The 25,321-nt window shown below is 37.4% G+C and carries 22 protein-coding genes and 1 tRNA gene; 16 read left to right on the top strand and 7 right to left on the bottom strand.

Annotated elements, in window-relative coordinates; all coding sequences use genetic code 11:
* Nucleotides 1–4 precede the first annotated feature (4 nt).
* On the top strand, nucleotides 5–1,177 hold the full coding sequence (locus B5D82_RS17910; RefSeq protein WP_081153571.1) for a vWA domain-containing protein: 1,173 nt from the start codon (nucleotides 5–7) through the stop codon (nucleotides 1,175–1,177).
* A gap of 120 nt (nucleotides 1,178–1,297) precedes the next feature.
* Here the strand turns inward: B5D82_RS17910 and B5D82_RS17905 are convergent, their stop codons facing one another.
* Entirely contained in the window at nucleotides 1,298–1,993 is a 696-nt protein-coding gene (locus B5D82_RS17905) for a crotonase/enoyl-CoA hydratase family protein (protein WP_081154605.1), read from the bottom strand.
* A 531-nt stretch (nucleotides 1,994–2,524) separates the two neighbouring features.
* On the opposite strand from B5D82_RS17905, the gene B5D82_RS17900 reads away from it, so the two are divergent.
* Nucleotides 2,525–4,129 (top strand): hemerythrin domain-containing protein, encoded by a 1,605-nt coding sequence (locus B5D82_RS17900; RefSeq protein ID WP_081153568.1) that lies wholly within the window; start codon nucleotides 2,525–2,527, stop codon nucleotides 4,127–4,129.
* 82 nt (nucleotides 4,130–4,211) lie between these two features.
* Here the strand turns inward: B5D82_RS17900 and B5D82_RS17895 are convergent, their stop codons facing one another.
* Nucleotides 4,212–4,874 (bottom strand): nitroreductase family protein, encoded by a 663-nt coding sequence (locus tag B5D82_RS17895; RefSeq protein ID WP_081153566.1) that lies wholly within the window; start codon nucleotides 4,872–4,874, stop codon nucleotides 4,212–4,214.
* A gap of 417 nt (nucleotides 4,875–5,291) precedes the next feature.
* Here B5D82_RS17895 and B5D82_RS17890 point away from each other — a divergent pair, with 417 nt between their 5' ends.
* Nucleotides 5,292–7,088, top strand: coding sequence for an acyl-CoA dehydrogenase C-terminal domain-containing protein (locus B5D82_RS17890; protein ID WP_081153564.1), 1,797 nt, complete (start codon nucleotides 5,292–5,294; stop codon nucleotides 7,086–7,088).
* Between the two features lie 188 nt (nucleotides 7,089–7,276).
* On the opposite strand, the gene B5D82_RS17885 is transcribed toward B5D82_RS17890, so the two are convergent.
* The 3 genes from B5D82_RS17885 to B5D82_RS17875 form a co-directional block, all read right to left on the bottom strand.
* Nucleotides 7,277–7,951 carry an RES family NAD+ phosphorylase gene (locus B5D82_RS17885; protein WP_245807512.1) on the bottom strand — a complete coding sequence of 225 codons (675 nt, stop codon included), beginning with the start codon at nucleotides 7,949–7,951 and terminating at the stop codon, nucleotides 7,277–7,279.
* 4 nt (nucleotides 7,952–7,955) lie between these two features.
* A complete protein-coding gene (locus B5D82_RS17880) occupies nucleotides 7,956–8,351 on the bottom strand; it encodes an antitoxin Xre-like helix-turn-helix domain-containing protein (protein ID WP_081153559.1) in 396 nt (131 codons plus the stop codon).
* 112 nt (nucleotides 8,352–8,463) lie between these two features.
* Nucleotides 8,464–9,207 (bottom strand): ABC transporter permease, encoded by a 744-nt coding sequence (locus B5D82_RS17875; protein ID WP_081154603.1) that lies wholly within the window; start codon nucleotides 9,205–9,207, stop codon nucleotides 8,464–8,466.
* Between the two features lie 315 nt (nucleotides 9,208–9,522).
* Between B5D82_RS17875 and B5D82_RS17870 the strand changes: the two genes are divergently transcribed.
* From B5D82_RS17870 to B5D82_RS17860, 3 genes are all read left to right on the top strand, one after another.
* On the top strand, nucleotides 9,523–10,218 hold the full coding sequence (locus tag B5D82_RS17870; protein WP_081153556.1) for a HupE/UreJ family protein: 696 nt from the start codon (nucleotides 9,523–9,525) through the stop codon (nucleotides 10,216–10,218).
* Between the two features lie 76 nt (nucleotides 10,219–10,294).
* A complete protein-coding gene (locus tag B5D82_RS17865; protein WP_081153550.1) occupies nucleotides 10,295–10,831 on the top strand; it encodes a hypothetical protein in 537 nt (178 codons plus the stop codon).
* A gap of 373 nt (nucleotides 10,832–11,204) precedes the next feature.
* Nucleotides 11,205–12,959 (top strand): SulP family inorganic anion transporter, encoded by a 1,755-nt coding sequence (locus B5D82_RS17860; protein WP_172820656.1) that lies wholly within the window; start codon nucleotides 11,205–11,207, stop codon nucleotides 12,957–12,959.
* Nucleotides 12,960–13,124: 165 nt separating this feature from the next.
* Here the strand turns inward: B5D82_RS17860 and B5D82_RS17855 are convergent, their stop codons facing one another.
* Nucleotides 13,125–14,588 (bottom strand): MATE family efflux transporter, encoded by a 1,464-nt coding sequence (locus B5D82_RS17855; RefSeq protein WP_081153541.1) that lies wholly within the window; start codon nucleotides 14,586–14,588, stop codon nucleotides 13,125–13,127.
* Nucleotides 14,589–14,862: 274 nt separating this feature from the next.
* Between B5D82_RS17855 and B5D82_RS17850 the strand changes: the two genes are divergently transcribed.
* Nucleotides 14,863–14,953: transfer RNA gene (locus B5D82_RS17850), tRNA-Ser, on the top strand.
* A gap of 199 nt (nucleotides 14,954–15,152) precedes the next feature.
* Here B5D82_RS17850 and B5D82_RS17845 read toward each other — a convergent pair.
* Nucleotides 15,153–15,512, bottom strand: coding sequence for a hypothetical protein (locus B5D82_RS17845; RefSeq protein ID WP_081153536.1), 360 nt, complete (start codon nucleotides 15,510–15,512; stop codon nucleotides 15,153–15,155).
* Between the two features lie 167 nt (nucleotides 15,513–15,679).
* Here B5D82_RS17845 and B5D82_RS17840 point away from each other — a divergent pair, with 167 nt between their 5' ends.
* From B5D82_RS17840 to B5D82_RS17800, 9 genes are all read left to right on the top strand, one after another.
* Complete coding sequence (locus B5D82_RS17840) at nucleotides 15,680–16,063, top strand: BlaI/MecI/CopY family transcriptional regulator (RefSeq protein ID WP_081154602.1); 384 nt, start codon at nucleotides 15,680–15,682, stop codon at nucleotides 16,061–16,063.
* Between the two features lie 2 nt (nucleotides 16,064–16,065).
* Nucleotides 16,066–17,034, top strand: a complete 969-nt coding sequence (locus B5D82_RS17835; protein WP_081153530.1) for a M56 family metallopeptidase — start codon at nucleotides 16,066–16,068, stop codon at nucleotides 17,032–17,034.
* A 123-nt stretch (nucleotides 17,035–17,157) separates the two neighbouring features.
* Complete coding sequence (locus B5D82_RS17830; protein WP_081154600.1) at nucleotides 17,158–18,471, top strand: TolC family protein; 1,314 nt, start codon at nucleotides 17,158–17,160, stop codon at nucleotides 18,469–18,471.
* 3 nt (nucleotides 18,472–18,474) lie between these two features.
* Nucleotides 18,475–19,710 (top strand): efflux RND transporter periplasmic adaptor subunit, encoded by a 1,236-nt coding sequence (locus B5D82_RS17825; protein ID WP_081153527.1) that lies wholly within the window; start codon nucleotides 18,475–18,477, stop codon nucleotides 19,708–19,710.
* A gap of 19 nt (nucleotides 19,711–19,729) precedes the next feature.
* Complete coding sequence (locus B5D82_RS17820) at nucleotides 19,730–22,891, top strand: efflux RND transporter permease subunit (protein WP_081153521.1); 3,162 nt, start codon at nucleotides 19,730–19,732, stop codon at nucleotides 22,889–22,891.
* Nucleotides 22,884–23,582 (top strand): HupE/UreJ family protein, encoded by a 699-nt coding sequence (locus B5D82_RS17815; protein WP_081153518.1) that lies wholly within the window; start codon nucleotides 22,884–22,886, stop codon nucleotides 23,580–23,582. The genes B5D82_RS17820 and B5D82_RS17815 overlap by 8 nt, the downstream gene beginning before the upstream one ends.
* A gap of 49 nt (nucleotides 23,583–23,631) precedes the next feature.
* The gene (locus B5D82_RS17810; RefSeq protein ID WP_245807511.1) at nucleotides 23,632–24,207 is read left to right on the top strand and encodes a hypothetical protein; all 576 of its coding nucleotides are present in this window, start codon (nucleotides 23,632–23,634) and stop codon (nucleotides 24,205–24,207) included.
* Between the two features lie 48 nt (nucleotides 24,208–24,255).
* Entirely contained in the window at nucleotides 24,256–24,588 is a 333-nt protein-coding gene (locus B5D82_RS17805; protein ID WP_081153512.1) for a DUF6488 family protein, read from the top strand.
* Between the two features lie 118 nt (nucleotides 24,589–24,706).
* Complete coding sequence (locus B5D82_RS17800) at nucleotides 24,707–25,096, top strand: hypothetical protein (RefSeq protein WP_081153509.1); 390 nt, start codon at nucleotides 24,707–24,709, stop codon at nucleotides 25,094–25,096.
* Nucleotides 25,097–25,321 lie beyond the last annotated feature (225 nt).

The raw sequence follows: 25,321 nt of genomic DNA, 5'->3' as shown, positions 1-25,321 counted from the left end.
AAACGTGTTTATAGATTTATTTTTAACCCTGAGAAAACACAAAGTTCCGGTAAGTTTACGTGAGTTACTGGATCTGATTGCGTTATTAAAAAAAGGGGTTGTGTTTGCCGATGTTGAAGCCTTCTATCATTTAGCAAAAATAGTCATGGTTAAAGACGAAATTCATTACGACAAATTTGATGGAGCTTTCGCTGAATACTTTGATGGTGTGCAAAAAATTGACATTTTCGATAACGTTATTCCTGAAGAATGGCTCAGAAAGAAGTTTGAAAACGAGCTTAGTCAGGAAGAAAAAGACAAGTTAAAAGCGCTAGGCGGTCTTGACGAATTAATGAAAACGTTAAAAGAGCGTCTTGCAGAACAAGAGAAACGACACGAAGGTGGCAGTAAATGGGTTGGTACTGGCGGCAAATCACCGTTTGGCGCTTATGGTTATAATCCAGAAGGCATTCGTGTTGGCCAAGACGGCAATCGAAATAATCGCGCGGTAAAAGTGTGGGATAAGCGAGAGTTTAAAAACTTCGATCAAGATAGAGAGCTAGGTACACGCAATATAAAACTAGCACTTAAAAAACTGAGAAAGTTTGCCCGAACGGGGGCAAGTGAGAAGCTTGATATCAACACGACCATTCGCTCTACTGCAAAAAATGGTGGCTTACTTGATGTACACATGGAGCCTGAGCGCCATAATTCTGTAAAAGTCTTAATGTTTTTTGATATTGGTGGCTCTATGGATGAATACATTCATACCTGTGAAGAGCTGTTTTCTGCAGCTCACACCGAATTTAAACATCTTGAATTTTTCTATTTTCACAATTGTGTTTACGAACGTTTATGGAAAGACAACAGTCGTCGACGCCATGACACGGTTGATTTAGAGGAAATAATAAGAACTTTCGGTAGCGATTATAAAGTCATTTTTGTCGGTGACGCCACGATGGGGCCTTATGAAATAGTAGCACCTGGCGGCAGTGTTGAGCACTGGAATGAAAAACCCGGGGTAGATTATATGCATCGAATTTTGGGCCATTTCAATAAAGTTGCATGGTTAAACCCTCAACCAGAAAACCAATGGGATTATTATCATTCAATATCAATTATTAAAAGCTTAATCGGCGATAGAATGTTTCCATTAACGGTTGATGGTATTGGTCGAGCCATTAAAGAAATTAGTTAAGGGCTGGAAGATATATACTTAGAAAAGAATCTTTGAAATAAATAATATGTGGCACGGGTTAACACGTGCCACATATACATATACATATACATGTAAGAAATATAAACGCTGATTAAAAATCTATAAAGAAATAACCATCGCTGCATCAAGTTCGATTGCCGCATCTAGCGCCGCTAAAATCTCTTTTCTTTCTTTCAATTTAGTACCGTGATGCGCTTTCATATTCAATGTTTGCATATGAGTAGCAAGGGCTTTAGCTGTTGCTAATAATTCTTCTGGTTCAACTAATGTGTCTAAAAACCCTGCAGCAACCGCTGTTTCTGGCGAGAATAATTCGGCGTTAATTACTGAACGCGTTAAATAGTTACTCGGTAAGCGGTTACGTGCTATTTCAATACCTGCTTGGTGCATAGTCATGCCAATAGTGACTTCATTTAAGCCGATTTTAAATTTACCTAAACTGCCAATTCGATGATCGCAGCTGAGTAACAAAAATGCGCCTTTAGCAATAGCATGGCCGGTACAAGCGCCAATAATTGGAAATGGAAATGACAACATACGACGAGATAAAATAGAACCTGCTGTAACTAATGCTACCGCGGATTCTGAACTTGCTGTCATCGTTTTTAGGTCAAAGCCTGCAGAAAACATGCCTGTTTGACCCGTTAATATAACTACGGCGCCCGCAGACTCTGCTTGATCTAAAGCGTCATTTAATTCGTTGATCACTTGGTGAGAAATAGCATTTACTTTGCCATTTTTTAAAGTGATAGTTGCAATTTTTTCATTAATTTCTAAATCGACTAATTCCACGATTATTCCTATTGTTTTTTTATGTAAATAAAATCGCCATTTAAGCAAAACTAGTGCTTTAAGATAGGCGAGCCATTTCCAGAATGTTTTCAATTTTGTAATAAAGGCGTTGGTTATTTAACGATTACCATGAGCCTAAACTGTTTACGAAATTTTAATATAATCTACATCATAATATCAGTGACACTGAAATGATCACCAGTAAAATATGTACATTTGTTAAAAAATAGAGAGTTATTTGAAAATTCATCTGTACTGTAAAGCTTGTATTTCTATCTTGCACTGGTTTTACCACTTGTGTCTACACGCTACTATTGGTAATTAACTGAATGTGTTGTTATTTTTAAAGAAACTATTCTATTATCTAAGTATAAGCTTTATATATCACAGCGTATTTACCTAAAGAAAGATTGAGAGTTTAAGGCTGTACATCAGCGTAGAAATAAAAGGTTACTTTACGTAAGTCCATCGAATATAAGTAGCTGCAGCTAATTAACTTGAATGTATAAATAGCACAAAAGAGAGTATTTACGCATGAAATCAGTGAAAACATCCAGCCATCCCGACATTGTCATGATATACCAAGAGCGGGATAGTGTTGAGCCGGCAATACAGCAAATTTCTGAATTAGACCTCGATTTTAAAGCTTATAAATTTAATCCAAAAAAATTAAATAGCTTAACGGCGATGAAACCAAAAGTTTTATTGTTGTCATCAAATAATGTCAAAAGCACTATTGAATTCTATATAAATTACCTTGAAGAATATGAACAAAACATCGCGCCACATAGTGCAATATTGTTGATCAACAACCGAGAAACTTTTCGTGCCTATTTAGCTTGTGAAAATGGTTTGTTTGACGATTACGCCATTATTAATCCCTTAAATGAGCCATATCGGTTAAAGCTGGTTTTGTTAAAAGAATTAAAATTAATTGAAAGTCGAAATAATGAAAGTTTAGAGCAACTTGTTATTGAAGGCGAAGATGAACTTGCATCATGTATACAGCACGGAGTAGCACTTAAAAAGTCTTTTATATCTCAAGTGAATGAATGTGAAAAAAATATTATTTCCGCGACCAATAGCGCTTTAGATAATGACCAAACAAAAGCGGTATTACAGAATATTATCGGCTTATCTTTAGAGCAAATGAACGAAAACGTTTCTAGCAATATACAAAATATCGTTGATCAATTACAAGAATTAAAAGCTAATAATCAGGAGCTTAAAGAAAATATCATAGAGAGTAATCAACATGATATTAAAAGTGTTATGGGGGTGAATACCGAGCTACTCATAGCAGATGTTGACAGTAACACTGAGCAAACACAAACTGCTTGCTACAAAGTACTTATAGCGGAACCATCAGACATGTTTACTCATGTTATAGATAAAATATTCTCTGGTACGGTATTTAAATATGCTTTAGTAAATGACGGTAAATTAGCGTTAGAAAAGATTAAAGACTTTAAACCCGATGTGGTGCTTTTAGCTTATGACTTACCAACGTTAAACGGTATCGAAGTCACTAAAATTGTTCGCCAAGCAGGTAATCAAGTCCCTGTAGTGGCGTATATACAATATCGAAACAGAGAAGCGATTAAACGCTGGATTCCATTTAGGCTTAATGGTTATTTAATCAAACCTTCAAAGAAAAGTGCCATATTAAAAAGTATTACTAAAGCGATAAAATCGCCAACTGAAATACTTAAATACCAAGAAAAACAAGTTAAAAATATTATCGAATGGCTACCTATTTACCAAGTAGGTAATAAACAAATTGATGAGCAACATAAGATGATATTTACCATGCTCAATGATTTATATCATAAAGACAATAAGCAGTCTGCTGTTATGCTATTGCAACATTTATCTTCATACATTGATTTGCAATTTGATTCAGAAGAAAATTTATTAAGACAAATAAATTACCCAGGTACCCAAGAGCATATAACTGAGCATATTGAGCTAAAAGAAAAGCTTGTAGTGTTTCTGAATAAGCTTGATGACTATAACATTGAAGTGCAGCATAAAATGGCATTGGTTATTTATGCTTGGTTTACTAAACATATTGTTGAGTCTGATATGAAATACAAGGCCTATGCATTGTCGATTGAAGAAGAAAGCTTTACGGCATAACCTTCACGTCGACATTGTATAGGTTATGCCAGTAATACCACCTTAAATTTAGCGTTAAAATGATAAGGCTATTTTAAAAAATTTAACTTAAAAAACTAACCGCATTATTGATATTTTCTCGGTCAGTTCTTGTGCTATTTACTGCTGCACTTTCATCGGCATAACCAAAAGACATACCAAATAAAATACCACGCTGCTCTGGTAAATTTAGCGCTTTTTTTATCGGGTCAGGGAATTGTCCTAAGGCACCTTGCATACAACATGACAGTCCATGCTCTGCTAAAATTAACGACAAGGTTTGTGCATAAATACCTAAATCTACTGCGCCCATAATATCTAAATATTTATCCATGGTGAAAAAGGCAACGTGTGGCGCATCAAAAAACTGCCAATTTCGAATCATTGCCATTTGTCGGCCTTTTTTATCGTCTCGTGTTACACCGATAGCGCTATAAAGTGCATTAGCGGAACCAAATTGACGATCACGGTGAATACCTTCGTATTTAGGTAACCAGTTAAAGTCAGGGTTAGGTGCTTTACCTTTCATTACTGTAGCGGTTAAGTCATTTTTTAATTGCTCTTTTTTATCACCTGAAACTACATATGTTTGCCAAGGTTGCACATTACAGTTTGATGGTGATTGTTGTGCTTGTTTAAAAATAGCTTCAAGTAATTCATGTCTAACAGGTTTACTTAAAAAAGCACGCGTAGAATATCGTTCTTCTAACAAGGCAATTACTGACATAAGGTATCCTTTAAGGTCGTTTCAAATAGATAAATTAATTAAAAATCTACATTTGCTTACTAATATAAGCACGCATAAATTATGTTAAAGCCAATAGTTTTATAAAACCAATGAATAATTATAATGAAGCTGTATTCCCATAAAACATAGTAGTGCTTTGAGAACGCAAATACTGGGTACAAAATAGCCTAGGAATGCAGATCACGAATAGAGCTTGCGGCAAATAGCAGAGGTTTTATGTTAAGTCAGTTTAACAAAGCGGTATTTACCGTCATGTATACGAAATTTGAATAGGTAATGATTAAAAATATTCATTTGTTTTATATCTTCTTTGTATTTAGCATAGAAAACATACAATTCAAGTAACCGCCATGAATAGTCTAATAATAGTCTAATAAGAGTTTGGAGAATAAATTAATGCCTGAGTATAAAGCCCCCATAAGAGATATAAAATTTGTTATGCAAGAGTTGTTAGACTGCGATAAACATTACCAACACCTTGGCTACAATGATGCCAGTGAAGACATGGTAAACGCTATTCTCACAGAAGCCGCCAAATTTACCGAACAGGTTATTGCACCAATTAATCAGATTGGCGACCAGCAGGGTTGTACTTGGACCGATGGGGTGGTTACAACACCAGACGGTTTTAAAGATGCTTATCAACAGTATGTAGAGGGTGGCTGGCCTACATTGGCACAAAGTGTAGAATTTGGCGGCCAAGGGTTACCACATTCACTCAATAGTGCGATCAGTGAAATGATGTCAGCAGCTAACCATAGTTTTTCTATGTATCCAGGTTTAAGTCATGGCGCCTTAGCAACCATTGAAGCCCATGGTACTGAAATACAAAAACAACAATTTATGCCAAACCTAGTTGAAGGTACTTGGACTGGCACCATGTGTTTAACCGAAGCACATTGCGGTACTGACCTCGGCATGTTGCGCACAAAAGCCGAGTTAAGTGCTGATGGTAGTTATTCATTAACAGGCTCAAAAATATTTATCTCTGCTGGTGAACATGACTTATCTGACAACATTGTTCATATTGTTATTGCTCGTATTCCAGGCTCACCTGAAGGCAGTAAAGGGATTTCACTTTTTATTGTCCCTAAGTTTAATGTCAATGATGACGGCACAATAGCCGATAGAAATGGTGTTAGCTGTGGCTCAATTGAACACAAAATGGGTATTAACGCGAATGCGACATGTGTGATTAATTTTGACAATGCAAAAGGCTATTTAATTGGTGAAGTTAACCGCGGCTTAAACTGTATGTTCACCTTTATGAATTCAGCGCGATTAGGTGTGGCGTTAGAAGGTACCGCAGCAGCAGAGGCCTCTTTTCAAGGTGCATTGGCTTATGCCAAAGATCGTTTACAAATGCGGTCAATTAGCGGGATTAAAAACCCAAATGGTCCTGCAGATCCTATTATTGTTCACCCCGACGTTCGCAGAATGTTACTGACCCAGAAGTCAATTACTGAAGGTGGTCGGGCACTTATCGGTTATTTATCACAGTTAGTTGATATAACACATGCTGAAAAAGACAAAATTAAAGTCGTTAATGCGGAAACAAAGCTCGCTTTATTAACACCGATAGCAAAAGCGTTGTTGAGTGAGCTAGGATTTGAATGTACTAGTCACGGGGTACAAATATTTGGCGGCCACGGCTTTATAAAAGAGTGGGGCATGGAACAACTCATGCGAGATACCAAAATAAGCTGTTTATATGAAGGCACGACAGGTATTCAAGCATTAGATTTACTTGCCCGTAAAATTTTAGGCAGCAAAGGCGCAATATTACAACCTTTCATGGCGGATGTTGGTGATTTTTGCCAAGCTAACGCCAGTAATAATGCGATGGCTGAACAAATACAAACCTTAAGTGCATACTTTGAGCAGTGGCAAAGTATTACGGCAACGGTCGGTAAAAAAGCCCAAAGTAATGCCGATGAAATTGGTGGTGCATCGGTTGATTATTTAATGTTCGCAGGTTACGTCACTTTAGCGTACTTTTGGGCACAAATGGCTTCAGTTGCGCATAACAAGCTTCAAAGTGGCGCTGAAGATAGAGCTTTCTATCAAGCAAAGTTACATACCTGTGAATTTTACTTTAAACGAATATTACCTCGCGCTAAAGGACATGCGGCTTGTATTGAAGGTGGTGTTGATTCAATGATGGCGTTAGCCAGTGAAGACTTCAGCTTTTAATTGGCTGTCACGTTTTCATATTTTAAAGTTATACCAAGTGAATGAATCAACTTGGTATTAAACTAACACACATGAAAAAGTAGCTTAGGTTTTCTTTTACTCGAAAATGGTTATGAATTACTGCGAGGTATATCATAGCCATTTTTTTATCATCTAGTTTTGTGATTTTTGAGTTTTTAGTTTTAAAATTATGAGCAAACTAACTCTCTGACCTTGGATATTGATTTTCCGTCAAATATAAACTCAAAGTGCTTGGTTTGGATCGCGGTAGAGACATGAATAGGAGAAAAAAGCCCCCAACAGGTTGAACCTTCATTTCGGACCGATAGATATTGAATACCTTGCTCACCATTTTTTTTCAGCTCAGCACCAAGGCTTCTAGGTCGCGTGTAATCAGCACTATCATTAATGCCTTCAAGCTTTGAGCAGTCGACAACGTCGGCACTAAACGTTACTTTTAAGCATCGCATATCTACCGTGTCATAATGCAAACCTTGTACATTTTGAAAATATTTCTCTTGATGGTAAAGCGTTTCTTTAATAGCGGTATTAATGGTGTCAGCAAGGTATAGCACACCAAATTCACCGCCACTGAAGCGTGAGCCAACAGGATTAATGTGGGTAAAGGGCGCGGTTACATAATTTACGCCGTCAATGCCAAAGGGAATTTCGTTGGTTGAAAGTAAGGCTAAGTTGCCAAGCTCATTTAATATTCTTGGATTGGTTAATGCCTGAATAGCGTAAACCGCTTCAAAGTCGTCTTTATTGATCACATCATCAAATAGTGTGATGGGAGGGAATTTAGAATTAACTAAGCGGTAGGTGACCTTATCGACAAGTTTTAATATTTTTGTAGCTTTCATCGAGTTACCACTGACCATTGCGCATAGCATCTATACGTTTGAAAACTTCGTATAAAGTGCCAAATTTCCCCGTCGAGATAAGTGATAGCGGCGAGTTACCATTAAAGTAAGGATTATCATTTTTCATCGCCATAAAACCATAAATATTATCAGGGTTAGTGAAAACCATTTTCAATGCTTGATGAATATTAGCTATATAACTGATGCGCTCTAACTGATCATTTGAAAGCGTCGCACTTTCATTATTTTGCAAGCGATAATAACTACTCTTTGTTAGTCCAAGAATCGCTTGTTTATCACTGGCGCTGCAACGCCATTTCTCTAATATATTGCTACCCAGTTTAAAAGCCACCGAACTATTAATTTTCGGAGTTTCATTTTGATAATGTGAAATATTCATCTATAAGTCCTATAAACCATCAACCTCTTTAGTGTAGTTCCAATTGAGACAATAATCAAATATTAGTACCATTTGATACGTAAAGTGATGGGTATCATTGACTACTCATAAGTTATGGCTGGCTATTGGTTTTATACTTGATAATTTCTTTCATGGTAGTTTCAGATAAAAGTAAAAAAATGACTGCCGAAAGTATCGCAGAGGCAAAGATCATACACATAACAATTATTTGATATCTAGCGGCAATTAAAGGTGAAACCCCTGACAATATTTGACCTGTCATCATTCCTGGTATTGAGACTAAACCCACAGCAAATAGAGAGTTAATAACGGGAATGGTCGCGGCATTAAGTGCTTGTTGGCGAGCTATTTTATAAGATTTATTATTGTTTAATTCAGAAAAAATTCGTTCTGCACATAAACTGATGCTATTCATTGCGGTGGCAAATATCATACCGCCAAGAGGAATAATAATTTGTGCTTTATACCATGGCGTTAACGATAACGCCCCTTGGCTTATGATTAATAAAGTAAAGCCTCCGCCAACTAATATGGCGATAAAACCATGTTTGAATAATTTTAGCCTATGTTGTGAGGGAAGTGTTCGTAGTGCTATCCAGCATGAAACACTGATCATCGCCAATAAAATGGACGTTATTAGCCAAGCATTATCAGAATAAAAAATGTAGCTTAATACATAACCAATCAGTAATAACTGAACAAGCATACGAGCGAGGGCATAGCTCGCTTGTTTTACATTTAATGACCATAAATATATAAAACCAAGCGCGATTATAACCGGGATAAAAGCAACAGAGAGATCAACTAAACTGATTATTTTCAGTGTATCGTTCATGAGCATTGATAGACTTAATATAGAGTGTGGTTATTATTTATCATTTTTGTGACAGGATATACAGCACAAGTCGATAACAGTATGATTTTATCTTCAACACGAGGCGTTAGTTTGAACATAGTCACATATAGTTGACATAATAGCGGTGCTTTCTGCAGCTTTTAATTACCTTTACTTGTAAGCATAGTGTATAAAGCTTAGATTAATTTTAACAAGCAACTTAAGATTACTAACAGGCTTTTTTTTAGTAAAAATGCTCGTTTATAAAAGATAAATTAATAAGTTGATGAAACTATCAATACCAAGGAACAATCAGTGAGTACAGCCGTAATAAAATCAATAAATTTCCTGCTCATCATTACCGGAGTTTTTGCATCATTTTCCCTATTGGCGCATGGCGTTGACGACGCAACAAAGCAGTTTTTAGAGGCTAATCAAGGTACTGCCATATTGCCATTTATTTATATTGGCGCTAAACATATGCTGACGGGCTACGACCATTTATTATTTCTTGTTGGTGTGGTGTTTTTCTTATTTAGAAGTAAAGACGTGCTGCTATATGTCAGTTTATTTACGCTTGGCCATAGCTTAACTTTGCTATATGGCGTATTTAGTCACATTGAAATTAATCCTTATATTATTGACGCTATTATTGGACTTTCAGTGGTCTATAAAGGTTTTGATAATTTAGGCGGATTTCAACGCATATTTAACTGCCAACCTAATACTAAAATAGCTGTGACTGTGTTTGGGTTATTTCACGGTTTTGGTTTAGCAACTAAAATTCAAGAGTTTCAATTACCCAGTGATGGACTAGTCAGTAACATTATTTCATTCAATGTTGGCGTTGAAATAGGCCAGTTTTTAGCACTTGCCATGGTGTTAATCATTTTAAATTTTTGGCGCCGACATAGCAGTTACCTCAAGTTTGCAACAATAACGAATACGGCCTTAATGAGTGCTGGCTTTATGCTATTAGGTTTGCAATTAACCGGTTATATAATCAGTTAACGTTAATATTTATTGCTAACTAGAGTTCAGAAAAATAAACGAAATCAACAAATAAAAAAAGCATTTAGGATTTAACATGAACGAATTTAATATCCCCGTACATTCTACCCGCACGTTAATTAAAGCAGGCGTGGTTGCACTTTTAGTTGCATTAACGCTGCTTATTACCTGTATTTTACCGGCAGAATATAACATAGACCCAACAGGAGTTGGTAAAGCTCTAGGGCTAACATCGATTGCAGAAGCATCAGAAAAGCCACCCGAAATTAGCGTGGAACGTGGTATTCAAAATGATATACAACGTACCGATACTGTAGAAATTATTATCCCCGCGGGCAAAGGGCTAGAGTATAAATTAAACATGGAAAAGCATGCGCATGTTGAATATCAATGGAAAACCGATGGTGAAGCGCTGTATTTTGATTTTCATGGTGAACCTGCAGGCGATAAAACAGGGTATTTTGAAAGTTTCTCAATTACCACGGCAAATAATATGCAGGGCTCGCTTACTACGCCATTTAAAGGCTCACATGGCTGGTATTGGAAAAATAAAAGCCAGCAGCCAGTAACTGTCACGTTATCAATGAAAGGTTATTACACGATTAAAGGCTAGTATTTAAATGCTTTGGTCAAAAACAGCCGTTAGTATATTGCTTATTAATGGTTGTTTTTAAATTTCAATGTGAATAAAAGTTAGTTGAAGCGTTTTAATTTTAGTTTTTATTGATTCAGTCACAGCTCAACTACTGTTAACAGTGGTTGAGCTAAAAGAAAAAGTTTCAATATTACCACCCTGTGTTCTCCGTAACTGCCACGATACCCCCTTACAATGGTTAAAATTTCGTTAAAATATAGTGAAAAAAGTTTGTTGTAGCTCACCGTTGTTTAAATTAAGTTAATTCATCTGTTTAGTGTATATATTCGCTATATTTCCTTAATGATTAGTCCTATTATTGAGACATTATATTTTCAGTAAGGAAACAGTGTTGCTATCCCGTTTATATACTTTCATGCCTGGCCTGAATGTTTTATTCAATTATGAGCGCCAATGGTTCGCTGATGATGCTAAAGCGGCATTGTCAGTTGCGGCAGTTGCTTTACCCGTTGCAATTGCTTACGCACAGCTTACTGGCGTAAATGCTGCTGTAGGGCTTTATTCCTGCGTGTTGCCCATGATCATATATGCGCTATTTGGCACGTCTAAACAATTAATTGTTGGGCCTGACGCTGCAACCTGTGCGGTTATCGCTGCCGTAGTAACGCCTTTAGCCGCCGGTGATATTGTTAAGCATTGGCAATTAGTTATCACCATGACCGCCATGACCGGATTTTGGTGCATCATTGCCAGCCGCTTTAAACTTGGTGTGTTAGCCGATTTTTTATCTAAACCAATTTTAATGGGGCTACTTAATGGTGTTGCTATTACTATTATTGTTGGCCAATTCTCAAAAGTGTTTGGCTTTACCTTTGATGAAAAATACCTACTTGAACGCTTAGGTGGCGTGCCTGAATATCTCTCACAAGCCCATGTGCCGACACTGCTCATGGCTTTACTTACGGTGAGTATTTATTTTGCGATGAAACGTATAAAACCCACTTGGCCAGCTTCTATGTTCGCAATTGCTTTTGGTGCGATGTTAGTTTGGGGCTTTAATTTAGAACAATTTGACATAAAAACCATTGGGATTGTCGATGGCGGCTTACCTTTATTTAAAGCACCTGACTTTAACGTTGGTATTATTCGCGAATTGGTCATGCCTGCACTTAACCTAGCGATAGTGAGCTTTGTCAGCATGATGCTAACCGCGCGTAGTTTTGCAGCCAAAAATGGTTACGACATTGATGCTGATAAAGAATTTATGGCTTTGGGCATAGCCAACTTTGCTTCGGCTTTATCACAAGGCTTTGCCGTGAGTGGTGCAGACTCTCGCACAGCGGTAAATGATGCTAATGGGGGTAAAACGCAATTAGTCTCTATCATAGCCGCCGTTATTATTGCCATTATTGCTATTTTCTTAACGGCACCGCTTGAGTTTATTCCCAGTGCGGCATTGGGCGTGGTGCTGATCATTGCTTCTGTACATCTTTTAGACTTAAAATCGGTTTGGAAGCTAAGATTAAAAGACAGGCAAGCCTTTTACTTAACCTTAACAACTTTATTTGCGGTACTTTTTATTGGTGTTATTCCTGGTATCACACTGGCGGTATTGTTAGGTTTATTTCAATTTATTCGCACAGTTATGCGTCCAACCGATCACATACTCGGTATGGATATAAATGGCGTTGTTAGAAGTTTAGACACCAGCGATAAAGCAAAACCGATAGACGGAATTTTCATTTACCGCTTCAACTCGCCATTAACCTACTTTAACTCGAGTTTCTTTAAACGTAGATTGTTAGAGCAATACGCAAGACAAAAAGATGATATTGAGTGTGTGATTATTGATGCCGTACCGTGTTTTACTCACCTAGACTTAAGTGTTATGGCAATGTTGGCTGACTTAAATGTTATATTTCAAAAACGCGGCGTACGCCTTGAAATTGCCGGCAGAAAACGTCAATTACTGGCGTGGTTTGTCAATGCGGAAATTAAATCAGGCAGTGAGGGGATATATGTGCATTCTGATTTATATTTAGCGTTGAGAATTAACCAAGCCAAACAACTAGCAGCTAAAGAAGTACAAGAAGCTAAAGAACAAGAAGAACAAGACAAACAAGAGGAAAATACTAGTTCACTTTAGTTAATTCTAGCTTACTCTAGCTTAACTCTAACTGGCTTGTGTTAGGTATCCGAGTTGAGGTTCGTATGCTGTTTCGCTAACAAAAATGCCGTTAATTTTATGTTATTAACGGCATTGGCATTTACTTTTATAAGACTTCACTTATGTAAGTCTACGCTTCAATTATCAAATTTTTGGCTCAGTTAATGGTTGCGCTGGCTCAGGATTAAACACTTCAAAGCAATCATTAGCTTCTTGGCAGTCTATCCGCTCATTTAAGCTAGGTTCATGCACAGGATATTCTTCAACATAAACACCTTTAGTGCGCCATATACCGGTATTCCATCGTTTAAAAGCAATAACTCCGCGAATACATTCATCTAAGCTAGTCGCTAACCAAATACCAACCAAGCCATAGGCAAAATGAAGCCCTAAAAGCCAAGCTAGCGGTAGGGCGAAAAACCACATAATGACAAAGCCAAACGTTGATATAAACCGTGCATCTCCAGAGGCACGTAATGACGAACCCACAATCAAATTAAAGCTTCGACCAAACTCACCTATAATGGCGACAAATAAGATTAATTTCCCTAACGCCCAGATGTCAGTATTACTGGTAAAAACCGCAAATAATTGATCAGAAAATGCCAGTAAGGTAAATACAAAAAACATTGCGCCGGCAATACCCAGTTTTAGACCCAAAATTAGTTGTTTGTGAGCGTCATCAAAGCGTTTAGCACCAATAAAATTCGCTACTTTTATTTGCACACCAGCACTAATAGCGAAACCATAAAGAATGGCAGTAAAAAGTAAATTAAAAGTATAAATACGAGTGGCTAAAGCAAGTTCGCCCATAGTGACTATCATCACCGTCATTACTATTTGAGTGAGTTGCCATGACATTGGCTCTAACACTGACGGCATAGATATTTTTAAAATAGGGGCACTGTCTTTTTTAAATAGCAGCCAAGTTTTAGGTAAAGCAATTTTAATTTTTAAATGCTTGGTAATAATTAATAAAGTAAAACATAAGCTGACAAGCCAAGCAATGACTGAGGCTAAGGCAACACCTTGTACGCCAAGATCAGGAAAACCATGTTTACCGTCAATTAATAGGTAATTAAATAGTATATTGACTATGGTCATCACGAAGGTTGACCACATATTCCAGTGGGTTTTGCCTTGAGACGTTAAAACACCTGCGGCAGCAAAGCGAATGGCTAATATCCAAGTGCCCATACCAATAGTACTTAAATAAATACTTGCCATGGCAGCCATATCGTCTGACAAGCCCATCCATTGGGCGAATGTAGGCGAAAATGTCAGCATGATAATGGTTAAAACAAGGCCACTAAATAAAAGAATAGCAAATAGTACACCATAGGTTGTTGCTAGTTTCTGTAAATCTCCGGCACCAATACGTTGCGAGGCAACACTACTGCCACCTTGATGCAAAGTGCTGTAAAGCGCAAACGCAATACCTAAAATAGGCATAATAGCGCCAATAGAAGCTGCTGCGGTATCAGAAATACGACTTAAAAACCAAGCATCGGCAACATTTATCATAAAAATGAAAAATAGGTCAATAAAAATGGGCCAAGTTAAGCTTAATAGACTTCTATCAGCAACTGATTTACTAGATGTTGGCACAATACCTCCGGAAAAATTTGCAATAGCATATTATAGCAGCAGAATAAGTAATTACTGTTGCATACGTTTGTTACAAATCGTACTGAGAAAAATAAAAACTATCGACAGTATAAATAACAAGAAAGGGCGTTAAAAATCATAATTTGATGATTTATTCAGCACTTGATAACAAAAATCAATTTAAATGGCCATTATTGTTAATTAGCACTTTACAAAGTTGTGCACAGTATTTATTATTCGCCCCGTTCTGAAGCAGCAATGCTTTTGAACTTCAGGTGAGATGGCTGAGTGGTCGAAAGCACCGGTCTTGAAAACCGGCAAGGGTTTGTAGCCCTTCTAGAGTTCAAATCTCTATCTCACCGCCACATTCTAAAAAACCGCTAATTTATTAGCGGTTTTTTTTCGTCTTAAATTTACTAAACAGTATAATTGGGTTTGTAGCGCTAAACCTTGAGGAGACTTCAAATCTCTATCTCACCGGCACATTCTAAGGGCTGCACAAAGTGCAGCCCTTTTTCCTTTTTGACACTTCCGAATATTTTCCGAATATATTTACATTAAACACTAAAGTTTTATGAATTCATCATAATATTTGGTTTCTTCAATGGCTGATTTTAGCCGTGCAGAATAATCTTGTTTAACTTTTGATTTTAATGGCAACTGCATAAGTACTTCAGAGTAACCTTGAAATCTCAATAGAGGTGGTATAACAAAACCTTCTTGTTTTTCCTCTTTTAATATAATTTGCTCAGCCTGAAAGCAACGGTGCAATTCTGCTACTTCCTGTTTAAGTATATTAGATCCTGAAGGTAATGAATTATTTCGTGTATTTGCATCAATATACTTTGAGATACCAATTTTTAGGTAAAATGAATGTTCACCATGGGGGATTGTAGCTAAGTAAAGCAGGTAATTTACGAACACTTATGTACTAATAATTTCACAACAACTACCCGAATAAAAAAACAAAGCACAGACACCATTTCCAAAAGTTAATATGAATATATAACCGTAAAAACACTAAATACCGATTGCCTGTCGGTTTTTAGTGTGTCAATATCACACCAGAATTTATAGCGATGAAAAAATCTATGCAACTCGGTGAATTAGAAAAACAAGTTTTAGAATATTTATGGAAAATACAACCTGCTGATGCTAAACAGGTATTTAGTTATTTTGAAAAAAATAGAGGTGGATCACTAAATACTATACAAAGTACTTTAGAGCGATTGTTTAAAAAGGATTTACTTGGCAGAGAGAAAAGCGGCCATGCTTATCAATACTACCCCAAAGTTGAACGTCATGAATTAATAGGCCAACTTATCAAAAATGTTACTCATGATTTTGTTTCTAAAGATGAGAATAGTGTCATTGCTGCCTTCTCTTCTATTTCAGAAGATTTAGATGAACAACAGCTTGATAAGTTAGAGGCAATGATTGAACAGCAACGTCAAAAACTACAGAAGAATGCCTAATAATGATTTATGACCAATGGGCATTAGCATTTAATTTACTTGCTGTAGGGGTATTAGCCTTTATAGTAGCTAACATATTTGTTTCAGCAGTATTTTGGTCTCTAAAGGGAAGATTAGCTGATTATGCTGTCACTACACGTAAATCATTATTATGGTTATCTGTGCTCACTCCTTGGTTTATTGCTGTATGTGTCACACTTGTTTTTAGTCCATTATTTCAAGATGATTCGACATCTAATTGGCTGACTGACATAGCGCATTGGCATCATTCAGATATTTTCTATTTCCTGAGTTGGCATAGTATTAGTTTGCTCATTTTCGTTGGTTTCAGTCTATATATTTTTACAAAAAAAATAATTGTGCTTTATCACAACCATCAGCAGATCAGTCTTTTGCGTAGATTTGGGACAGAGAAGCGTAAACAAGTATTTATCATTGAGTCACCTCTACCAACAGCATTCACAGGAGGGATGCTCAATCCTTCGTGCTTTATTTCAACGGGTCTTATTGAGCAACTAGGCGCTGATGATATAGAAATCATCCTTCAGCATGAGCTAGCTCATGTACACCATTATGATCCAATGAAAAAATGGCTTTTTTCATTTTTCTCAGCTTATTTTGCATCTAATATTAAGCATTTATTACTATCCATGATGTCTCTATCTATGGAACAAGACGCTGATTCTTTGTTTGTCAAAAACCAACAACAGTCAAACAATGTCGCTAGTACCCTGATAAAATTTACGAAATTGGCAGCTAACTATTCAATTCACCCACAATATAACAGTGAGTTATTTGTTCATTTTTGCCGACACGCTATTGAACAACGAGTACTACATTTACTCAATGACAAACAGTTCAAAACATTTCCCAAGGGAGGTGTTTTGATAGCCATACTCTTTTTAGTTTTGATTTCAACAACATCTGTAGATAGCTTACATCACGTTATTGAAACCCTATTTACGCATTAAAACACTCATCTAAAGTCTTACGCTAAGGTATTAACAATGAAACGCTACTTTAAAATACGCACTTGCAAAAAGCCGATTGGCAATCGGTTTTTTGCAAGTGTTAACCTCAAACATAAGAGCATCATGCTGATATTCATATCACTAGTGCCAACTGCTATTTTTGCTCAACAAAGTCCTTTGCAAACCATTGATTTAGAATCTGCTATTTCACGAACCATCAGTATGCATCCTGAACTTAAATCATTTGCACTTAAAGCAGAGGTTTACTCAGGTTATGCTCAACAAGCGGGAGTTCAGTCTAGACCACAAATCGGCTTTACAATTGAAGATGCCTTAGGTACTGGTGAACATAGTGGCTTTAAAAATGCTCAGTCAACCTTGTCGATATCTTGGTTATTAGATGGGGAGTTAGTGAAACGTAAAATGGCAACGGCTAAACAGTATGGCTCAACTGTTGCCTTAGAGCGTGAAGTAAAAGCCTTGGATTTAGCGGCACAAACGGCACGATACTTTATACAAGTTCTCGTTGATAAAGAACGATTGATGTTAGCAAAATTCAGCCTAAAACAAGCGAATAATTCATTAAAATCCATAGAACAACGCGTGAAAGTGGGAAAATCATCCCGAATAGATAAATTAAAAGCTCAAGCTGAAGTTGCTAAGCGTGAATTGGACGTTGAAGATTTAACTCACGAAGTTGACGCAAGTAAATATCAACTGTTTGCTCAATGGGGTGGACAAGTTCAAACAGTAAATCTTAGTGAACAGCATAAAAAGAGTAAGGTGATCGGGTCATTATTATCTTTACCAAACTTATCGTTAGCGACTGGTTCTGATTTTAATTCTTTAGTTAATAAACTTAAACAGACGCCTTCTGTTAGCCTTTTCGCCACCAAAAAACGAATTGCTCAGTCTGAAATTGAGCTTTCACGTATTGAGACTAAACCCTTATGGCAATTTTCAACTGGTTTACGTCGTTATCAAACAACTGATGATTTCGGCTTAGTAGCTGGGGTTTCGATCCCCTTTGGTGATACGAATCAAAATGAAGGGAAAATAAGGGCATTACATGCCACTCAAAATGAACTAGAAGCAGAGTCACTAGCCCTCGTTCATAAGCTCAATACACAGTTATATGTGCTGATCGAGCAAATGAAACACAGCCAGCATGTTATTCACGCAGTAACTGAGAAAGTCATTCCATTGTTAGAACAAGCATTTAATGAAGCCGAGCAAGCATACAACGCGGGTATGTATAGCTATACCGAGTGGATGAATACGCAACAAGCATTAATAAATGCTCAAGCAGATTTGATAGGCGCTTATCAAAATGCGCATTTAAACAATATTGAAATAGAGCGGTTAACGGGTACTTCCCTAGTTGCCATCAATAAAGCCTCTAATGCCCCTTTTAACAAAACAAGTAACGAGAAATAACCCATGAGATCAACATTTAAAATATTAACGCTAATAGGCACGCTATGCTTTGTTGGCTTAAGTGCGAGTTTCTCTAGCTTTGCCGTTTCAGAGAAAAAAGTAGAAGAATCTGAACCAGAGAAAGGCCCTAATCGTGGTCGAATGCTGAGAAAAGGTGATTTTGCTATAGAGTTAGCTATTTTTGAAACAGGTGTTCCACCAGAATTTCGCGTGTGGGCAACAATGGATGGTAAAGCTATAGATCCATCAAAAGTAGAGCTCAATGTAAAATTAAGTCGGTTGGGCGATGGCATAGATGACATAAACTTTTATCAGGAAGGAGAATACCTTCGTGGCGACATGGTTATTTATGAACCTCACTCATTTCTGGTTTCACTTTACGCTAAATATCAGGGGCAAACCTATGATTGGCAATATGACAATTTTGAAGGTCGTACCAAAATTGCGGACGATATTGCCCTGGCAATGGAAATTGTCACTGACTTTGTAGCACCATCCACATTTCACGAAACTGTTGAAGTCTATGGCAGGTTAATCTTGCCCGCTGATGCAACTAGCAACGTGTATGCTCGCTTTGATGGGCTTGTTGAAAAAGTACATGTAAAACTGGGAGATTCTGTCACAAAGGGGCAACTACTCTTTACTGTAGAAAGTAATGAAAGTCTGCAATCTTACAAGGTACTTTCTGCCCAAAATGGCATAGTAACGAAGGTTAATGTGACTTCTGGAGAGCAATCAAAAGGTCGTTCATTACTACAAATCACCAACGATAAAACATTAATTGCTGAGCTAGCTGTTTTTCCAAAAAACTTATCAACTATACGCCTTGGTGCCAGAACCACGTTGACGATAAATGGTGTTGAAGCAAAAAAAGTCAGCACCATTGATAGTCGAATTCTAAAAGTAAGAGATGATCAGGCGAAACTATTTCGTGTGTTAGTTAACAATCCAGACTCTGTGTTATCAGAAGGTTTATTTGTTAGTGCCGACATTGAAATTGACTCATACGATGTTGCTATGGCAGTTGAACGTAAAGCGTTGCAAAGCTTTCGAGACTTTACAGTCGTATATGCCAAAGTGGGTAACGAATATGAAGTAAGAATGCTCGAACTAGGCCGAGTAGTTGGCGATGAAATAGAAGTGCTAAGTGGTATCTCCATTGGCACTGAATATGTCACAGAGAATAGTTATATCCTCAAAGCCGATATTGAAAAATCTGGCGCCTCACACGATCATTAAGGATTATTAAGGTTTAATTATGCTCGAATATTTACTTAGATTTTCTATCCGTAAAAGTTCTATCATTATGTTAGTCGTACTAGCGCTTGCAGCACTAGGTATTTGGAATTTCACTAAATTACCAATTGATGCCGTTCCTGATATAACTAACGTACAGGTAATGATCAACACAGAATCACCTGGTTATACTCCGCTTGAAGTAGAACAACGGGTAACTTACCCTTTAGAGACTGCGTTAGCTGGCATACCTAATTTAGTAAGCACACGTTCTGTTTCTCGCTACGGTTTATCGCAAGTTACCGCCATATTTAGTGATGAAACCGATGTTTATTTTGCAAGGCAACTTGTTAATGAACGACTGCTTTCAGCGAAATCTGATTTACCTTTTGGTTTAGAGCCTGAACTTGGTCCAATAGCGACCGGATTAGGTGAAATATTTATGTTCACTGTTGATGCCGAGCCAGGCGCACGTAATGATGAAGGTGAACTTATTACTGCGACGGACTTAAGGACTGTACATGACTGGATTATTCGTCCTCAGTTAATGCAGGTTCAAGGGGTAGTTGAAGTTAACCCTATTGGCGGTTTTAAACGTGAAATCCTCGTTGCATTCGACCCTAAAAAGTTGCTGACTTTTGGTGTTAGTCAGCAAGATGTTATTCAAGCAATAGAAAACAATAATGACAATAAGGGTGCAGGGTTTATTGAAAAAAATGGTGCTCAATGGCTATTACGTATTCCAGGACAAGCCAAAAGCTTAAAAGACTTAGCTAACATACCTGTTAAATCTACCAATGGTAGCGTGGTCCGTATTTCGGATGTTGCTAATGTTGGGGAAGGGAAAGAATTAAGAACAGGTGCTGCCACTCAAAATGGTAGAGAAGTGGTGATGAGTACTGTCTTTATGCTCATTGGGGAAAATAGCCAAAGAGTTGCTAAAGCTGTCGGCTTAAGATTGGAAGAAGTGAAAGAAAGTTTACCGACAGGGATAACCGTTACCGCCGTTTATGATCGTACTAAATTGGTCGAGAAAACCTTAGATACGGTAAAAATGAACCTTTTAGAAGGCGCATTATTAGTTATTGTCGTGCTATTTTTATTATTAGGGAATATGAGAGCCGCTTTACTCACAGCTGCCGTGATCCCTTTTGCCATGCTAATGACGATTACAGGTATGGTACAAACTAAAGTTAGCGCCAACTTAATGAGCTTAGGAGCCTTAGACTTTGGCCTATTAGTAGACGGTGCCATTATTATTGTTGAGAACTGTATGAGAAGGCTTAGTGCAGCCTCTTCAAATGGACGTTCTATGGAATTAAATGAACGTTTATCACTCGTATTTGATGCCACTAAGGAAGTTATTCGACCGGCATTATTTGGTGTATTTATCATTACAGCGGTTTATTTGCCGATCTTTGCACTAACAGGGGTTGAAGGGAAAATGTTCCATCCTATGGCAATAACCGTTGTTATCGCTTTATGTTGCGCTATGTTTTTATCAGTAACTTTTGTACCTGCGGCTATTGCTATTTTATTCAAAGGTCCAGTAAAAGAAAAAGAAAACATCATTATTAAATCCTCACTTGCACTTTATCGACCTTCGTTGACTTTTGCGCTTAAGGTTCGTTGGTTTGTTGTTATAGCTGCAATTGGTCTTGTTGGAGTCGCTGGCTTTTCAGTCAACAAATTGGGCAGTGAATTCGTGCCAAACTTGGATGAAGGTGATATAGCTATGCACGCATTACGCATACCTGGTACTTCATTATCACAAGCAGTTGAACTTCAAAAAGTCTTGGAAGAAAAAATCAATCAGATGCCAGAAGTTGAGCGTGTGTTTGCCAAAATTGGTACCGCAGATGTTGCAACCGATGCCGTTCCACCGAGCGTTGCTGATAATTTTATTATTTTGAAACCACGTAGCGAATGGCCTGATCCTAACAAGCCTAAATCGCAATTTGTCGAAGAGCTAGCAGCAGTAGTAGAGCCTATCCCAGGTAATCGCTATGAGTTTCTTCAACCTATTCAAATGCGCTTTAATGAGTTACTTGCCGGTGTTAGGGCTGAGCTTGCCATCAAGGTTTTTGGTGATGAGTTTGAAACATTAACGACATTAGGCAACAGTATCAATGCCGCTATTGCTAACGTAGAGGGAATAGCTGATGTTCAAGTTGAACGAACAACAGGCCTTCCTATGATGACCATTAACCCGAACCATGAACAACTGGCAAAATATGGCATTAGTATAAAAGACTTACAAGATCAGCTGGCAACTGCCTTAGGTGGCACCATTGCAGGTAAGTTTTATCAAGGTGATAGGAGATCCGATATTGTTGTTCGTCTTCCTGAAGATCTAAGAACAGATGTTGACGCTCTAGCTTATTTACCAATAGCACTAAGTGAAGGTAAGTATGTGCCCTTGCAAGAAGTAGCTGAACTTGAATTGGTTGAGGGAGCAAATCAAGTCAATAGAGAAAATGGCAAACGTAGAGTGGTTGTTACTGCTAACGTCAGAGGAAGAGACTTAGGCTCTTTTGTTCAAGATATTCAGGCCGCTATTGAAAGCTCTGTTGAAGTACCTGCGGGTTACTGGATTGAATATGGTGGCACCTATCAGAAACTGCAATCTGCATCAAAAAGACTATCCGTTGTAGTGCCCATTACTCTCGTGATGATCATCGGTTTATTATTCTTAGCACTCGGCTCTTTTAAAGATTCGATGATTATATTTACAGGTGTTCCCTTGGCATTAACCGGTGGTATTTTTGCCTTGTTACTGCGCGATATTCCGTTTTCAATATCAGCAGCTGTTGGCTTTATTGCCCTATCTGGCATCGCCATATTAAATGGATTAGTTATGGTGTCATTTATCAGAGAACTGCGACGTGAAGGTGCTGCACTAGATATCGCCATTATTGAAGGGGCTTTGACAAGATTTAGACCTGTGCTAACTACTGCACTTGTTGCCTCACTAGGTTTTGTACCTATGGCACTTAATACTGGCATTGGCTCTGAAGTGCAACGTCCGTTAGCAACAGTTGTCATTGGTGGAGTAATTTCATCTACTTTATTAACCCTATTTGTACTACCTGCTTTATACCGTTTATTACACAGCCACAAAGAAACCTTTCCTAAAGGGACAACTTCTTCAACCGCTGACACAAAGGAAACAGTGAATGTTTAATAATTATCAGCGATATGGCTTATTAAGCCTTATCGCTCTTATGGCGCTATGGCTACCAATAGAAGCATTTGCTCATGGTGTAGACGATAGTACACGTGCATTTTTACAACAAAATACGGGTGTGCAGATAATTCCATTTTTATACATCGGTGCTAAGCACATGGTGACAGGGTACGACCATTTATTATTCCTTGTCGGTGTGTTGTTCTTTTTATATAGAAGCAGAGATGTTTTGCTGTATGTCAGCATGTTTACGCTAGGCCATAGCATAACCTTGTTGTTCGGTGTGATCAGCGATATTCAAGTTAACGCTTACTTAATTGATGCCATTATCGGTCTGTCTGTTGTCTATAAAGGCTTTGATAACTTAGGAGGATTTAATCGGCTTTTTGGCAAATCACCTAATGCTAAATTAGCGGTATTAATTTTCGGCCTTTTTCATGGTTTCGGATTGGCAACTAAGCTGCAAGAGTTTCAAATTCCCGATGACGGTTTAATTACCAACTTAATCGCCTTTAATGTTGGGGTTGAATTAGGGCAATTTACCGCCTTGGCTTTTATATTATTAATTATTAATTTTTGGCGTACGCATAGCAGCTTTACTCGCTTTGCGAAAAATACGAACTGCTTGTTAATGAGCGCTGGGTTTATGTTGGTCGGTTTACAACTTACGGGCTATTTCATTAACTAATTGATTAAATTTTACGATTCAAATTTTACCTATTTTAAGAGATAAGACTATGCAAGATAAAGGGCAAGAAAAAATGCAACAAGCAACGCCACAAACGATGGTATTAACAAAATCTGCGCTGCTCAAATATACGATTTTCAGCATAGTATTCGCAGCATTTACACTGTTAATCATTATATTGCCTGCTGAATATGATATAGACCCTACCGGAATTGGGCATGAACTAGGCTTAACTATTTTTCATCAAGGGAAGGATGCAAGTGCCGATCAACTCTTAACACCAGAAGCATCAAAAAAATCAAAAGGAGATTCAGAAACAATAGAAGTGCTTGTTCCTGCCGGTCGTGGTGTTGAGTACAAATTTATCATGGCGCAATATCAAAAGCTTGAGTACGAATGGATAACCGATGGTTCTGCATTGTATTTTGACCTACACGGAGAACCTGAAGGCGACAAAACAGGCTATTTTGAAAGCTATGCCATAGCAACTTTGAGTGAGATGAAAGGTAGCTTTACAGCGCCATTTTCTGGCTCTCAGGGGTGGTACTGGAAAAATACTACTGATTCACCGATTACTGTACAGCTTATTGTAAAAGGCGAATATGCGCAGCATGGCCTTAAATAATCACTATCAATACACTTTAAATTTGAATTAAACAATTGGAGTTACAAAATGAAAAAACTAATTACAGCCCTATTTATTACATTAATGCTTAGCACAAGCTCAGCATTTGCACATTCTGACCATGGAAAAATAAGCCCCAATGCAGCGATAGAAATTGCAACAAAAACCACTAAACAACTTACTTTCAAAGACTTGGGCTTTAAAGTTGGAAAATTAGGTGATAATTGGAAGAATTTGACTACAGAAAATTTCAAACTTCATGCAACAGAAGCTAACCGCTATGTTGTTAGTGCGAACAATGTGTCAGAAAATAAAACAATTTATTTCCTGATGACCATGTCTGGTGATGTATTAAAGGTTAACTCTGAAGCTAAATTCTAATATAGAAAATGGAAGGGGGCAACATTCCCTCCTTTCAATAAAGCTAATGAACCAAAACACTTATAATTAATAAACATTTGAACGTATTATAAATTTAACCAAATGGGAAAGTACAACCATGAAGTGTAACTTACCAATATTAATGACTATTGTAGCTATGTTATACGGCTGTGCAGGTATTCCAATAAATACCGAAATTCTCAATCAAAACTCTCAAACATGGAAGATTGAAAGTGTTACTGCCTTCAAATCAGGTGGAGCAATTAAAGTAAGTGGCTATTTTAAGAAATCCAAACGTTTTGCTGCTCGTAATGGCCACATTGACGTTAGTGCATTTTCCAATGAAGGGAAATTACTGCTGCACACTATAGTGCCTGTAGGCCATCGAAGTATGCGTAGAGGTGGTGATTATTTCTCCGTTAATTTGCCAAAAAAGTTACCCGAAAATTTATTAATTAAAGTTGAATTTCATGATCAGAACTCTCCTAACTTTCAAAGTAGCCATTAAATACTTTTCTGTAAGGACACACCAATGTAGAAAAGTGACGAGAACCAGGCTCGCATGAAACAGTTAGGTTGCTGTATAAATGAAATAAAAGCTGACAAAGTAATAAATGTGTATCTCATCTTAATGCGCTATTAGTTAAATAACATAGGAAGAAAGTTATACTTGGCATTTTGTTCATTTGTATCTGAGTTTCAAAAAAACAAGTAGACTTTCCGTCAAAAACTG

The sequence above is a fragment of the Cognaticolwellia beringensis genome (assembly GCF_002076895.1).
Taxonomy (GTDB): Bacteria; Pseudomonadota; Gammaproteobacteria; order Enterobacterales; family Alteromonadaceae; genus Cognaticolwellia; species Cognaticolwellia beringensis.
This window is presented reverse-complemented; position numbering and strand designations above follow the sequence as displayed.